We start from the raw sequence: 14,100 nt of genomic DNA, 5'->3' as shown, positions 1-14,100 counted from the left end.
CGCTCGCGCGGAGCCGGAAACTCCCTGAACCGGGCCATTGGCCTTCAATCCAGAATCGGGTCGGTATGCGAGCCGTCGGGCTTTGGCCATGTGAAACTGGCCCTGAAGCAACGATTTGGATGCAGGTGTGTCGAATCGAACACAGCGCCGTCGCGCTTGCCGCGTGCCGAGAGCGGCCCTAGTGCCGCGACCCATGCTGCTCAGCCCCTATGAACGCATGATCGCGCGGCGTTATTTGCTGCCGGGCAAGGGCGAGGGATTCATCTTCCTCGTCGCCTCGATCAGTCTGGTCGCGGTGATGCTCGGCGTCGCGGCGCTGATCGTCGTGATGAGCGTGATGTCGGGGTTTCGCGCCGAATTGTTCGACAAGATCGTCGGGCTGAACGGTCATGCCGTCGTGCAGGGCTATGGCGGGCGGCTGGAGGATTGGCGCGACATCATGGCGCAGGCCAAGGCGACGCCCGGCGTGACGTCGGCGACCGCGCTGATCGAACAGCCGTTGATGGCGAGCCACGACGGGCGCGTCGAAGGCGTGCTGGTGCGCGGGATGCCGGTGGGCGACATCGCGACCAACCAATCGCTGCACACCAAAGTTCTGTCCGGTTCGCTGGCCGATCTGAAACCGGGCAGCGGCAATGTCGCCTTGGGTGCGCGGCTGGCCGAGCAATTGGGTGCGCAGGTCGGCGGATCGGTCAGCCTGATTTCGCCCGATGGACAGGCCAGTCCGTTCGGCAGCGTCCCGCGCATCGTCAGTTACCGCGTCGCCGCGATCTTCGAAATCGGCGTGTATGACTACGACAAGGCGTTCGTCGTCATGCCGATCGAGGATGCGCAGACACTGTTGCTGCTCGGCGATGCGGTGGGGATGATCGAGGTCAAGACGACCGACCCGGACAAGGTCGGCCCGATCCTCGCGCCGCTGGCCAAGGCGACGACGGGTCGCGCGGTGGTGACCGACTGGCGCCAGATGAACGCGACATTGTTCGAGGCCCTGGCGGTCGAGCGCGTGGCGATGTTCGTCGTGCTGTCGATCATCATCCTCGTCGCGGTGTTCAACATCCTGTCGTCGCTGATCATGCTGGTGCGCGCCAAGACGCGCGACATCGCGATCCTGCGGACGATGGGCGCGTCGCGCGCCAGCCTGGTGCGGATTTTCGTGACGGTGGGCGTCAGTATCGGTGTGCTCGGTACACTCGCCGGTGTCGTGCTCGGGTTCATCTTCCTGTTTTTCCGGCAGGACGTGGTCAATTTCGTTCAGCTGGTGACCGGCCAGAATTTATGGGACCCGTCGATCCGGTTTCTCACCGAACTGCCGGCCAAGGCCGATCCGCTGGAGATCGTCGGGATCTGCGCGATGGCGCTGATCTTCGCGTTCCTCGCGACACTCTATCCCGCGTTCAAGGCGGCGAGCACCGATCCGGTGCAGGTGCTGCGTTATGAGTGAGGTGCTGGGCACGTCGGACCTGCGCCGCTCATTCACGCAAGGGACCGCGACGATCGAGGTTCTGCGCGGCGTCGATCTGAGCGTGCAGAGCGGCGAGATCGTCGCGCTGCTGGGGCCGTCGGGGTCGGGCAAGTCGACCTTGTTGCAAGCGGTCGGTCTGCTGGAGGGCGGGTTCGAAGGGTCGATCCGCATCATGGGTCAGGAAGCGTCGAAGCTCGATGGCGATGCGCGCACCGCTTTGCGACGCGACCGCCTGGGCTTCGTGTATCAATTCCACCATTTGCTGCCCGACTTTTCGGCGCGCGAGAATGTCGTGCTGCCCGGACTGATCGCGGGCGCGACGCATGCGGAGGCGATTGCGCGTGCCGACAGTCTGCTGAGTGCGCTGGGACTGGGCGAGCGGCTCGACCACAAGCCGTCGAAATTGTCGGGCGGCGAACAGCAGCGGGTGGCCGTCGGTCGCGCGCTCGCCAATCGGCCCGCTCTGGTGCTGGCCGACGAGCCCACGGGCAATCTCGACGAAGCGACCGCCGACACCGTGCTTGCCGAATTTCTGCGGCTGGTGCGCGGCGAAGGCAGCGCGGCTTTGGTCGCGACGCATAACGAACGGCTGGCGGCGAAGATGGACCGCGTGGTAAGGCTGCATGAAGGGGTGCTGACATGAACGCGCACGATTTTACGGTGAAGCAGGCCGACGGCACGCCGCTCGACCTCAAGACTGTCGAAGGACCGATCTTGGTCGTGAACACCGCTTCGAAATGCGGGTTTACGCCGCAATATGAGGGCCTGGAGGCACTGCACCGCGAATATGGCGCGCGCGGGCTGACGGTGCTCGGTTTCCCGTGCAATCAGTTCGGGTCGCAGGAACCGGGCGATGCCGCCGAAATCGCCAATTTCTGTTCGCTGACTTACGATGTCAGCTTCCCGGTGCTCGGCAAGGTCGAGGTCAACGGATCGGGCGCCGACCCGTTCTGGAAATGGCTGAAGCACGAAAAGCCGGGGCTGCTGGGCCTCGAAGGCATCAAGTGGAATTTCACCAAATTCCTGATCGACAAGCAGGGCAAGGTGGTCTCGCGCCATGCCCCCACCGAAAAACCCGAAAGCCTCAAATCCGAAATCGAGGGACTACTCGCATGACCGACTGGACTGCGCCTGCGAAGCTGATCGAACGCACCGACGAGGGGTCGGAACTGGCGTTCAAGTTCGAGGAACGCGGCCGGGGAACCTTGGCCGAACTGGTCACCAAGGTGTGCGGCATGGGCAGTGCCGAGCGGGCGCGCGTGGTCATCGATGCGGGGACGCAGGGTACTTTCAACGTCGGCCAGATCCTGGCGATGCGCGGCGATGCCGGATTTCCCGCCGATAATTGTGGATAAGGTCCGCGCCGGCATGGCGAGGCGGGCCGCCGCCTGATACGCACGGGCATGGCATTCGCGCCCTACGTCCCGCTTCGCAATTTCTCCGCTTACACGATGCTGGAAGGCGCGATCGACCCGAAGGCGATCGCGGCGACGGCCAAGGCGCGCGGTTTCCCGGCCGCGGCGATCTGCGACCGCAACGGCCTGTACGGCGCGATGCCGTTTGCCGAGGGATGCACCAAATCGGGGGTCCAGCCGATCATCGGCACGCTGCTGAGCGTCGCGCGGCCGGAGGGAACGGCCCCTGGGATCGACTGGCTGGCGCTCTATGCGCAGGATGAGAGCGGCTATGACAATCTGTGCGCGCTGGTCAGCCAGGCGCATCTGGCGCGACCGGTCGACGAGCCGCCGCATGTATCCTTCGCGGCACTGACCAAGCATTCGGCTGGGCTGATCGCGCTGACCGCGGGCGGGGAGGGCGCGCTGGTGCGCTTGCTCGCCGACGGGCAGGGTCCGGCCGCGCGCGACTATCTAGAGCAGCTGCGCGCGGTGTTCCGCGACCGGATCTATGTCGAGGTGTCGCGCCGCGGCGATGCGATCGAGGGGCAGGCCGAGGCCGCCCTGGTCGGGCTCGCCGACGACATGGAAGTGCCGGTGGTCGCGACCAACCCCGCGCACTACGCCAATGCCGAATTCCATGCGGCGCACGACATCATGCTGTGCATCGCCGGCAGCGCGTATGTCGACAGCGACGACCGCGCGAAATCGTCGCCCGAGGCGTGGATCAAGCCGATCGAAGCGATGCAGGCGCTGTTCGGCGATTTGCCCGATGCGCTGGCCAACACGCTGGTGGTGGCGCGGCGCTGCGCGGTGTCGGCGCCCAATCGCAAGCCGATCCTGCCGAGCCTGGCGGGGGATCGCACGGCCGAGGCCGAGCAATTGCGCGTGGATGCGCGCGCGGGGCTGGAACTCCGGCTGGAGCAGGCCGGCAATGTCGATGTGCAAATCTATCGCGACCGGCTCGAATTCGAGCTCGACGTCATCGTCGGCATGGGTTTTCCCGGTTACTTCCTGATCGTTGCCGATTTCATCAAATGGGCGAAGGAACAGGGGATTCCGGTCGGTCCGGGTCGCGGTTCGGGCGCGGGTTCGGTGGTGGCGTGGTCGCTGACCATCACCGATCTCGATCCGCTCAAGCTCGGCCTGCTATTCGAGCGTTTCCTCAATCCCGAACGCGTGTCGATGCCCGACTTCGACATCGATTTCTGCGAAACCCGGCGCGAGGAAGTGATCCGCTACGTCCAGGGCCGCTATGGCCGCGATCACGTCGCGCAGATCATCACCTTCGGGCGGTTGAAGGCGCGCGCGGTGCTCAAGGACACCGGGCGCGTGCTGCAGATGAGCTATGGCCAGGTCGACCGCCTCGCCAAGCTGATCCCCAACCACCCGACCGATCCGTGGACGCTCGACCGTTCGTTGAACGGTGTCAGCGAATTGGCCGCCGCCTATAAGAACGACGAAGAGGTCAAGCGCCTGTTCGACTTGGCGATGAAGCTCGAGGGGTTACCGCGCCACAGCTCGACCCATGCGGCGGGCGTGGTGATCGGCGATCGCCCGCTCGACCAGTTGGTGCCGCTGTATCGCGACCCGCGTTCGGACATGCCGGTGACGCAGTTCGACATGAAATATGTCGAGGCGGCGGGGCTGGTGAAGTTCGACTTTCTCGGATTGAAGACGCTGTCGGTGTTGCACCGCGCGCTCGACATGATCGAGGCGCGCGAGGGGCATCGGCCCGATCTCGACCGGCTCGGCTGGGACGACGAAGCGGTCTATCAACTGCTCCAGCGCGGCGACACGGTCGGGGTGTTCCAGCTGGAATCCGAAGGCATGCGCCGCGCGCTGGCGGGGGTGAAGCCGAGCAGTTTCGCGGACATCATCGCGATCGGCGCGCTGTATCGTCCGGGCCCGATGGACAATATCCCGATGTTCGGCCGTCGCAAGAACGGGCAGGAGGATATCCTCTACCCGCACCCGTTGCTGGAGACGGTGCTGGCCGAAACCTATGGCGTCATCGTCTATCAGGAACAGGTGATGCAGGCGGCGCAGATCCTCGCCGGCTATTCGCTGGGTGAGGCCGATCTGTTGCGCCGGGCGATGGGCAAGAAGGTCCAGGCGGAGATGGATGCGCAGCGCCAGCGCTTCATCGATGGCTGTGCGGCCAACGAAATCGAACCGCGCAAGGCGTCGGAACTGTTCGACTTGATCGACAAGTTCGCCGGCTATGGCTTCAACAAATCGCACGCCGCGGCCTATGCGGTGCTGAGCTATCAAACCGCATGGCTCAAGGTGCATTACCCGCATGATTTCTTTGCCGCGTCGATGGCCTTCGACCGGACCAACACCGACAAGCTGGCAATCTTCGTCGACGATATGCGCCGCTCGAACGTCGCGATGCTGCCGCCGTGCATCAATGCCAGCGGGGCGGATTTCACCGTCGAAACGACCGAGGATGGCCTGGCGGTGCGCCATGCGCTCGCCGCGCTGAAGGGTGTCGGTGAAGGCGCAATGGAGCAACTGGTCGCGACGCGCGAAGCGGGCGGCAAATTCAAGTCGATCGACGATTTTGCCGACCGCGTGCCCCCGCGCATGCTCAACAAGCGGCAGCTCGAAGCCTTGGCGGGCAGCGGCGCCTTCGACGGCATCGAGCCAAACCGGGCGGGCGTGTTTGCGGTCGCCGAAACGATGCTCGCCGTCGCCAATTCGGCGGAAGAGCGACGCACCGGCGGGCAGCACGGCCTGTTCGGTGGAGAGGCCTCCGTCACCGCGATCAAGCTGCCCAAATCGGCCAGTTGGTCGCTGGCCGAGCGGATGACGTCGGAGAAGGAGGCGTTCGGTTTCTATTTCTCCGCGCACCCGGTCGATCGTTATCGCCACGCCGCGTCGGCGCATGGCGCGCGCAGTCATGCGGCATTGTGCGCGGCGGCGTCTCCCGAAGAGGGGGCGCGAACTGCGGGCGTGCTGGCGGCGCTGGTCGAGGATGCGCGCTGGCGCACGTCGGCGCGCGGGCGGCGGTATCTGATGGCGACGCTGTCCGATGCGAGCGGGCAATATGTCGCGACGTGTTTCGACGATGCGCCGAGCCTGGCGCTGGAAGAGGCCGCGCGCAGCGGGGCGTGCCAGTTGCTGCAGGTCGAACTCGATCGCCGCGCGGGCGAGGAGACACCGCGCGTGACGATTCGTGGTGCGCGGTCGCTCGACGGGCTGGCGGGCGAAACCAGACTGTCGATCAGGCTGGTGATCGACAAGGCGGGCGATCTGTCCGCGCTGGCGACGTTGCTCGCAACGCGGGTCGGCGGACGCGGCGAGGTGCATGCCGAGGCGCGCTTTGCGGAAGGGATCGCGCAACTCACGCTGGGCCGCAATTTCCGGCTGGACGGCGAAGTGATCGACCAGCTCGGCGCCGTCGCCGGTGTGGTGGCGGTCGAGACGTTGACCAACGTCCCGAAACTGGCGCTCGCGTCCTGATTAACTATCTTGCCACCAACAGTTTCGAGCGTCAGGCTCTCCTTTTTTGGGAGACTGGTGATGATGCGTAAGATCGCTGCGCTGGCGGTGCTGATGATGCCGGTTCCGGCGTTTGCTGCGGATTTTTCGTTTGTCCGCTATGATGGTTCGGACCGTCCGTTTACCTTCAATATCGCGACATCGCCGACGCCGGATTTTTCGTCGGCCAAGACCTTCGAAATCGATGGCGTGTCGACGCACGAAACGGGGCAATTCGGTCAGCCATTGGTCTATGATGCCGATTACACGTTTTATTCCGACGCCGATGGCGGCGGATTCCTGAACGGTTTTGTCGCTTATTACAGCGCGCAGTTGTTCGGCGGCACGACCGCGGCGCCGACCTTCTACAACGGCGTGTTCGACCTGTCGGATTTCGGCGGCGGGCCCCCCGTCGGCACATTGACGATCACCAACGGCGCGACGCTCCCGACGGGTGGTGTGCCCGAGCCGGCGAGCTGGGCGCTGATGCTGGCCGGGTTCGGCGCGGCGGGCGTGGCGCTGCGCCGCCGCCCGCGGCATCTCGCGCTGTCCGCTTAGTCGAGCGAGGTGGCGAATTCCGCCGCCGCCGCATCGAACGCGGTCCAGGCCTTCCACGCCAATGCGCCGCCCAGGCTGATCCGGCGGGCGCCCGCATCGGCTGCGGCGCGCGCGGTCAGTCCGCCGTAAAGCAGTACGTTGACGGGCAGCGGCGCGACCGCTTCGACGATCCGCGCGATGTCCGTAGGGTCGGTGACACCGGGCGCGTAGAGGCAGTCCGCACCCGCTTCGGCAAAGGCCTGCAACCGCTCGATGGTGAAGCCCAGGTCGTTGCGCCCGACCAGATAGGCTTCGCAGCGCGCGACCAGCAACGCGTCGCCACAGGCGAATTTGGCGGCACGAACGCAGGCCACGGCATTGTCCAAATCCCGCAAGTCGTTGCCGCGCGCGCGGTCCTCGATCGACAAACCCGCAATCCCCGTTCTGACCACACGCTCGACATTTTCGGCGACCTCTTCGGGCTCGTTCGAAAAGCCGTTCTCGAAATCGGCGTTGACGGGCAGGTCGGTCGCGCCCGCGATCAGGGCACAGTGGACCAGCGCGTCCTCGGCGGTGATCTCGTAATCCTGCTTGCCCAATGCCCAGGCGGCGGCGGCGCTGGACGTCGCCAGCGCGGGAAATCCGGCGGCTTCGAGGCGCTTGGTGCTGCCGATATCCCATGGGTTGGGGAGGAGGAAACAGCTGCCGTCGTGCAGGCGCCGGAACGCCTCGCGCTTGCTTGCGACATTTCCCATCGACGTCCTCCCGTTGCGTGTGCCCGCGATGCCGTGACATAGATGACGGCAGGAGACGTGTGAATGGCGATGCTGGGTGGAATGCAGGACTGGGCGCTCAGGGTCACGCACCTGATCGATCATGCCGAACGCGAGGCGGGCGGGCGCGAGATCGTCACGCGCTGGGCCGACGGGCGGATCGAGCGGACCAATTGGTCGGGGATCGCGGTCGAAGCGCGCAAGCTGGCGTCGGCGCTGGCGAGGCTGGGAGTGCGGCCGGGCGACCGGGTGGCGACGCTGGCGATGAACCATCATCGGCATCTCGTCGCCTGGTATGGCGCGATAGGGTGCGGCGGGGTGATCCACACGGTCAACGTGCGACTGTTCGACGAGCAATTGGTCTACATCATCAATCATGCCGAGGACCGCGTGCTGTTGTACGACAGACAGTTCCAGCCGGTGATCGATCGCATCCGGTCGCAGCTGACCACGGTCGAACATTTCGTCGTGTTCGATGACGACTCTGGTTATCCGGCGCTGATCGCGACTGGGGATGCGGACTATCGCTGGCACATGGGTGACGAGCGCGACCCGTGCATGCTGTGCTACACCAGCGGCACGACCGGAAATCCCAAGGGTGTGCTGTACGAGCACCGCTCGACGATGCTCCACGCGATGGCGGAGGTGGCGCCCGCGGTTTTCAATCTCGGTGCCCGCGCGGTCGTCCTGCCGATCGTACCGATGTTTCACGCCGCTGCGTGGGGCCTGCCATTCGCCGGAGCACTGGCAGGCGTGAAATTCGTTTATTCGGTAACCAACGACGCGGCCGTGTTGTGCGATCTGATGAATCGAGAAAAGGTCACGCATTCGGCTGGCGTGCCCACCGTCTGGCTGGCGATGTTCGGGCATATCGACGCGACGGGCGAAGCGCCTCGCCATCTGCAACAAGTGACGATCGGCGGGTCGGCCGCGCCGCGTGCCATGATCGAACGGATCATGGGCATGGGCATCGAGGTCAAACATCTGTGGGGCATGACCGAAACCTCGCCGATCGGCACCGCCGGTGCGCCGCCGCCCGACTGGGACGATTACAGCCACGATCAGAAGCTCGACCGCATCTCCAAACAGGGTCAGGTGCCGTTCGGCGTCGAACTGCAGGTGATCGACGATGACGGTGTGGCGTTGCCGCGTGATGGCCAGACCTCGGGAAGGCTGCAAATCCGTGGGCCTTGGGTCGTGAAGCGTTACTTCAAAGCCGAGGAGGACGCCGTCGAGGACGGCCAGTGGTTCGACACCGGCGACGTCGCGATCCTCCATTCCGACGGGACGATGCAGATCACCGACCGCAGCAAGGACGTGATCAAATCGGGCGGCGAATGGATTTCGTCGGTCGAACTGGAAAATGCCGCGGTCGGTTGCGAGGGCGTGGCCGAGGCGGCGGCAATCGGCGTGAAGCATGACAAATGGGACGAGCGCCCGATCCTGCTGGTGGTGCGCAAGCCCGGTGCGGACGTCTGCGCGGTCAAGATGCGCGCGCATTTGACCCAGCATGTCGCCAAATGGTGGTTGCCCGACGAAGTCCTGTTCGTCGACGAATTGCCGCACACCGGCACCGGCAAAATCCTGAAGACCGCGCTGCGCGAACAGTATCGCGATTACCGCCTGAGCTCGTGACCGACGCGGCAACGCTGCTGGCGCAGGGGAGCGCCTTGCGGCGGGAGGGCAATTTCTCGGCGGCGATCCGCTTGCTCGACCACGCGGCGCGGCTGACGCCCGGCGATCCGGATATCTGGCTCGAGCGCGGCTACGTGTTCGATTTCGGCGGGTCGCTCGACAATGCGCTCCACAGCTATGCGGAGGCGGCACGGCTGGGCGGGGGCGCGGCGCCCTTGGCGGGCTATGCTTCGGTGGCAGTACGGAAGGGCGATTACGACGGTGCGAGGGCCGCCGCCGGGGCGGCGCTGCAACTCGCGCCGGGCGAGCCGACGGCCGAGATCGCGCTCGCCCGCTGCGACGTCGAAGCGCGCGGGTATTCGGATGCGGAGGATCGTCTGCAACGGGTGCTCGCACGCAGCGATATCGCACCGGAAGAACAGATGATCGCGGGCGGATTGTTGGGCGACGTGCTCGACAAGCTCGATCGCCCGGCCGAGGCTTTTGCGGCATATGCCCGATCCAAGGCGCTGTTCGCCGAAGTTCATGCGGAGCGGTTTGCCGGTCAGCTGCCGCTGACCCAATTCGTCGACGAAATCGCCAAAACATTTGCCAGCGTTGCGCCGGAGGCGTGGAGCGCCGCACCCGCCACGATTGCCGGCGCTACGCCCAATCACGTATTTCTGCTCGGCTATCCGCGGTCGGGAACGACGCTCGTCGAAAACATTCTGGCCAGTGCGCCGGGCGTCGCCGCGTCGGAAGAAAGTCCGACTTTGCGCGAAGCAGATCGCGAATTTCTCGATCCGCCGGACAAACTCGTCGGGCTGACGCGTTTGGATGCCGCAGGTCTCGCTCCGTGGCGCGAAGCCTATTGGCGGCGGGTCCGTGCGGGGGGCATCGCGCCCGACGCGCAGACGTTCGTCGATATGGACCCGTTGAAGGGCAGCCGCCTGCCGATGATCGCGCGACTGTTTCCGCAGGCGAAAATCGTCGTGATGCGCCGCGATCCGCGCGACGTGGTGCTGAGTTGTTTCCGGACGAGCTTCGCGCCGACGGCGGCGGCGTATCAGTTCACGACGCTGGCGGGTGTCGCGCGGCATTACGATGCACTGATGCGACTTCAGCGGGATTGCCTCGCGGCATTGCCGCTCGCGGCGCATGAGTTGCGTTACGAGGCTTTGGTCGGCGATTTCGACGCGACGACGCAGGCGTTGTGTCGCTTTATCGGGATCGACTGGAGCGACGATTTGCGCCGCTTCGACAAGACCGCCGAGCGGCGCGGGGTTTCGACCGCTAGCCAGACGCAGGTGCGGCGCGGGCTGTATGACGGGCGCGCGCAGTGGCGGCGGTATGAGTCCGAACTGGCGCCGGTCATGCCGATCCTGCAACCGTGGATCGACGCCTTCGGATATTAGGCCGGCACGCCGTAAAGATCGTGCTCGTCGGCATCCTCGATCGTCACCTGGACGATGTCGCCGCTGGCCAAGCCGCCTGCATCGCGCAGCAGGACGTGGCCGTCGATTTCGGGCGCGTCGGCTTGTGACCGTCCCGTCGCGCCGCCTTCGTCGTCGACCTCGTCGATGATGACGGGAAGGGTGCGGCCGACCTTTGCCGCGAGCTTGTCCGCGCTGATGCGCGCGGTCAGTTCCATCAGGCGCGCGTAGCGTTCTTCTTTGATGTGCTCGGGCACCGGATCGGGCAGGGCATTGGCCGCAGCACCCTCAACGGGTTCGAAGCGGAACGCGCCGACGCGGTCGAGTTGGGCTTCGGTCAGCCAGTCCATGAGGTATTGGAAGTCCGCCTCGGTTTCGCCGGGGAAGCCCACCACGAAAGTCGAGCGGATCGCGATGTCGGGACAGATGTCGCGCCATTTGTGAATGCGTTCGAGCACTTTCGCCTCGTTGGCGGGCCGGCGCATGCGCTTCAACACGTCGCGGCTGGCATGCTGGAACGGGATGTCGAGGTACGGCGTGATCAGCCCCTGGGCCATCAGCGGAATGACCTGATCGACGTGCGGATACGGGTAGACGTAGTGGAGGCGGACCCACACCGGCGTCTCGGGCGTCGAGAGCGTGCCGAGCGCCGCCGACAAATCGGTCATGTGCGCGCGGACTTCGTTGCCGTGCCAGGCGCGTGGCAGATGCTTGATATCGACGCCGTAGGCCGACGTGTCCTGGCTGATCACCAGCAATTCGCGCGTGCCCGCCTGAACCAGCTTTTCCGCCTCTCGAAGGATCGCATCCGGGCGGCGGCTGACCAGATCGCCGCGCAATTGCGGGATGATGCAGAAGCTGCAGCGATGATTGCAGCCTTCGGAAATCTTCAAATAGCTGTAGTGACGCGGGGTCAGTTTGTCGGCGAGCCAGGTTTCCTCGACCGCGGCGCCGGGGACCAGATCGAGATACGGCGAGCGCGCGGGCGGGGCGGCCTCGTAAACCGCCGAGACGACCTGTTCGTACTGATGCGCGCCGGTGATTGCGAGGACTTGCGGGAAGCGCGCGCGGATCATATCCGCTTCCTTGCCCATGCAGCCGGTGACGATGACGCGGCCGTTTTCGGCAATGGCTTCGCCGATCGCTTCGAGGCTTTCTTCCTTCGCACTGTCGAGGAAGCCACAAGTGTTGACCAGCACGACGTCCGCGCCGGCGTAATCGGGCGACACGCCATAGCCATCGCTGCGCAGCTTGCCGAGAATGCGCTCGCTATCGACAAGGTTCTTCGGACAGCCGAGCGAAACCATGCCGACCTTGGGCGGGGTGGGGAGAATTGTGGCCATGACGGGAAGAAGATTGCTTAGACGCCTTTGGCAAATTTTGCTACCTCGGGTGCAACGCCGTCCAAGATTGCCCGAGAGCGCGGTCATCAAAAACTTGACCTGTATCAACCACGCTGCTTGGTGTGTCATGGAATCGGGGGATCACCATGAATAATCTACGCGTTGCGGGGGCAGCAGCTGCTGTCCTTATGCTGAGCTCGACTGCTGCGTTCGCCGACACGGCCGTCAGCGTGAACTGTGTTGCGACACATTTCGGCAGCGGGCAGACGAACTGCTCGGGGAACGGCGGCGCAGGGAGCGAAGGCGGCTATCAGTCGGGCGCGACAAAGACCGCGAGCGGATCGGCAATCGGGGCGAACGGATATACCGCGACGATGAGCGCGCGGGCATCCTACGGATCGCTCGGAATCAGCGGCGATTTGAGCGGATCGTCGAATGCACTCATCGGCGGTGCACCGCTGTTCAGGGTCGACGGCACTTCACACGCTGAATGGACTGACGGCTTCACGATCGTCGTTCCCGGTCAGGCGAACGGTACCAGTGCCTTGGTCAAGGTCACACAGATCATCGACATTCATGATCTGTCGGCGACGGTCGGTGGCCTCTATCCGACGACGAGCAGCAAGGTCTCGTTCTTTTCAAGTGTCAAGAACAGCGATGTGAGTTTGGCCAATGCGTGCGGCACCGCCAGCGCCAGCACGCTCGGCCAGGACGCCCAATGCCAGTCTAATACCACCCTTCTTCACGTCGGGCGGAATGTTATCGAACAGCAAATCCTTCTGCCGGTCGGACAAATCCGGTATTTGACCGCTGTGCTGGATGGCGTTTCGATTTATTACAATCCGTATGCCTCCGCGTTGAGCACGGGCAGCACGTCATTCGACGCGTTCAACACCGCACACACCTATCTGACCGTCCTGACGCCCGATGGGAGCGTTACTTCCACGAGCGGCCAAAGCTATGTTTTGCCCGCAATCCCCGAACCGGCGACATGGGCGCTGCTGCTCACGGGCTTCGGCGCAATCGGCAGTCGGTTGCGACGGCGGGTGGGGCGGGGGTTGCGCACGGCGTAACGCTGGCGTTTCAGGACTGTGTGAAAGCATCCTCGAGCATCGTCATGCTGGCATAATGCGTCAGGTCGAGGTGCAGCGGCGTGACGGTGATGAAGCCGTCGGCGATCGCCTCGAGATCGGTGTCGTGGCCGGGCGTGTGCGGGACGCTGCCGAGACCGAACCAGTAATAGGGGTAACCGCGCGGATCGGTGCCCTGGACGATCTGGCTGCGGCCGTAATCGTGAAAGCCCTGCGTCACGACCTTGACCCCGCGCACGGCATCGGGTGCGAGCGCGGGGAAGTTGACGTTGACGAGGGTGCGCGGGTTCATCGGCGCGTCGATCAGCGGTTTGAGGACGCGTGCGCCCCACGCCTCGGCCGCGGCGAAGGGCACGGCGTCGCCCATGCCTTCGCGGGCATCGACCTGGCTCAGCGCGATCGAGCGGACGCCCGCGAGCGTGCCTTCCATCGCGGCGGAGACGGTGCCCGAATAGGTGACGTCCTCGGCCAGGTTCGCGCCGCGGTTAACGCCTGACAGGATCAGATCGGGCTTCAGGCCGCCGTCGACGACCTGCAGCGCCATCATCACGGCATCGGTCGGCGTGCCGCTGACCGAGAAGCGGCGGTCCTCATGCTTGCGTAGGCGGACGGGGCGGGAGAGCGTCAGCGAATGGCCTGCGCCCGATTGCTCCTCGCTGGGCGCGACGATCCAGATGTCGTCGCTGAGCGTGCGGGCGATGGTTTCGAGCACGTCGAGCCCGGGCGCGTGAATGCCGTCGTCATTGGTCAGGAGAATGCGCATGGGGGCGCCGTAGCTGTTCGCAGCGGTTTGGGGCAGACTTATTTCAATTGATCGGGGGTCGGTGACCGAATGTCTGCAATTGGGTGGTTAGTTCTCGGTCTGCTTTCAGGCGTCAAGGTGACGTAAGCTGCTGTTCCGCCTTGTGTCAAAACCGTTCGGTTGTGACACCAGCGATGACGAGGCAGCGAGCGTCCAGCCCAG

At 64.9% G+C, this 14,100-nt stretch carries 12 protein-coding genes; 9 read left to right on the top strand and 3 right to left on the bottom strand.

Translation table 11 applies throughout. The features are described from left to right. Positions 1-193: 193 nt before the first annotated feature. From ACM9ME_RS10125 to ACM9ME_RS10100, 6 genes are read left to right on the top strand one after another with little or no spacing between them, the layout of a single operon-like run. Complete coding sequence (locus ACM9ME_RS10125; RefSeq protein WP_415643443.1) at positions 194-1,444, top strand: lipoprotein-releasing ABC transporter permease subunit; 1,251 nt, start codon at positions 194-196, stop codon at positions 1,442-1,444. Then, a complete protein-coding gene (locus tag ACM9ME_RS10120; RefSeq protein ID WP_415643341.1) occupies positions 1,437-2,108 on the top strand; it encodes an ABC transporter ATP-binding protein in 672 nt (223 codons plus the stop codon). The genes ACM9ME_RS10125 and ACM9ME_RS10120 overlap by 8 nt, the downstream gene beginning before the upstream one ends. Next, a complete protein-coding gene (locus ACM9ME_RS10115; protein ID WP_415643340.1) occupies positions 2,105-2,581 on the top strand; it encodes a glutathione peroxidase in 477 nt (158 codons plus the stop codon). The genes ACM9ME_RS10120 and ACM9ME_RS10115 overlap by 4 nt, the downstream gene beginning before the upstream one ends. Then, positions 2,578-2,820, top strand: coding sequence for a hypothetical protein (locus ACM9ME_RS10110; protein WP_415643339.1), 243 nt, complete (start codon positions 2,578-2,580; stop codon positions 2,818-2,820). The genes ACM9ME_RS10115 and ACM9ME_RS10110 overlap by 4 nt, the downstream gene beginning before the upstream one ends. 48 nt (positions 2,821-2,868) lie before the next feature. Continuing rightward, positions 2,869-6,327, top strand: a complete 3,459-nt coding sequence (dnaE, locus tag ACM9ME_RS10105) for a DNA polymerase III subunit alpha (protein ID WP_415643338.1) — start codon at positions 2,869-2,871, stop codon at positions 6,325-6,327. A 60-nt stretch (positions 6,328-6,387) separates the two neighbouring features. Then, on the top strand, positions 6,388-6,903 hold the full coding sequence (locus tag ACM9ME_RS10100; RefSeq protein ID WP_415643337.1) for a PEPxxWA-CTERM sorting domain-containing protein: 516 nt from the start codon (positions 6,388-6,390) through the stop codon (positions 6,901-6,903). Here ACM9ME_RS10100 and ACM9ME_RS10095 read toward each other — a convergent pair. Further along, on the bottom strand, positions 6,900-7,637 hold the full coding sequence (locus ACM9ME_RS10095) for an isocitrate lyase/PEP mutase family protein (protein ID WP_415643336.1): 738 nt from the start codon (positions 7,635-7,637) through the stop codon (positions 6,900-6,902). The two genes, ACM9ME_RS10100 and ACM9ME_RS10095, sit on opposite strands and share 4 nt — an antisense overlap. 69 nt (positions 7,638-7,706) lie before the next feature. Here ACM9ME_RS10095 and ACM9ME_RS10090 point away from each other — a divergent pair, with 69 nt between their 5' ends. Then, complete coding sequence (locus ACM9ME_RS10090; protein WP_415643442.1) at positions 7,707-9,290, top strand: long-chain fatty acid--CoA ligase; 1,584 nt, start codon at positions 7,707-7,709, stop codon at positions 9,288-9,290. Then, on the top strand, positions 9,287-10,684 hold the full coding sequence (locus ACM9ME_RS10085; protein WP_415643335.1) for a tetratricopeptide repeat-containing sulfotransferase family protein: 1,398 nt from the start codon (positions 9,287-9,289) through the stop codon (positions 10,682-10,684). Before ACM9ME_RS10090 ends, ACM9ME_RS10085 begins: the two co-directional genes overlap by 4 nt. On the opposite strand, the gene rimO is transcribed toward ACM9ME_RS10085, so the two are convergent. Beyond that, positions 10,681-12,045 carry a 30S ribosomal protein S12 methylthiotransferase RimO gene (gene rimO / locus ACM9ME_RS10080; protein WP_415643334.1) on the bottom strand — a complete coding sequence of 455 codons (1,365 nt, stop codon included), beginning with the start codon at positions 12,043-12,045 and terminating at the stop codon, positions 10,681-10,683. The two genes, ACM9ME_RS10085 and rimO, sit on opposite strands and share 4 nt — an antisense overlap. A 146-nt stretch (positions 12,046-12,191) precedes the next feature. Between rimO and ACM9ME_RS10075 the strand changes: the two genes are divergently transcribed. Beyond that, positions 12,192-13,118 carry a PEPxxWA-CTERM sorting domain-containing protein gene (locus ACM9ME_RS10075; RefSeq protein ID WP_415643333.1) on the top strand — a complete coding sequence of 309 codons (927 nt, stop codon included), beginning with the start codon at positions 12,192-12,194 and terminating at the stop codon, positions 13,116-13,118. Positions 13,119-13,128: 10 nt separating this feature from the next. Here the strand turns inward: ACM9ME_RS10075 and surE are convergent, their stop codons facing one another. After that, positions 13,129-13,899 (bottom strand): 5'/3'-nucleotidase SurE, encoded by a 771-nt coding sequence (gene surE / locus ACM9ME_RS10070; protein ID WP_415643332.1) that lies wholly within the window; start codon positions 13,897-13,899, stop codon positions 13,129-13,131. Positions 13,900-14,100 lie beyond the last annotated feature (201 nt).

It is taken from the genome of Sphingomonas antarctica, from assembly GCF_965137005.1.
GTDB classification, from domain to species: domain Bacteria; phylum Pseudomonadota; class Alphaproteobacteria; order Sphingomonadales; family Sphingomonadaceae; genus Sphingomonas_O; species Sphingomonas_O antarctica.
Note: the sequence above shows the minus strand (reverse complement) of the source record. Positions and strands in the feature narration are given on the sequence as shown.